The 305-nt window shown below is 47.2% G+C and carries 1 protein-coding gene; it reads left to right on the forward strand.

The features are described from left to right. Positions 1-305, forward strand: a 305-nt coding sequence (locus HUK38_RS14835; RefSeq protein ID WP_202985598.1) for a hypothetical protein, incomplete at both ends; no start/stop codon positions are given.

The raw sequence follows: 305 nt of genomic DNA on the forward strand, positions 1-305 counted from the left end.
CGCTCGCCAGCAGTTTGCCATTGAATTACCGGGCGTGGCGGCGGCGCTGCGTGAATTATTAGCGCAAGCATATCGGGAATTGGATTTATTTCGGCAACAAGCGGATTCATTTCTTAAAACCTGTCGGAGTTCAATTGGTGCGCAAGTGACGGCGACGGATGTGGATGAAATGTTCATTCAGCATTTGTTAACCGATCAAATCTTCGCGGCAGTATTCACCAATGCCATTTTTCATCGGGAAAATCATTTAGCACAGGCACTGGTTAAATTAGAAAATACCTTTTTACGCGGCGATACCCGCCAGC

It is taken from the genome of Thiospirillum jenense (genome assembly GCF_014145225.1).
Classification (GTDB): Bacteria; Pseudomonadota; Gammaproteobacteria; order Chromatiales; family Chromatiaceae; genus Thiospirillum; species Thiospirillum jenense.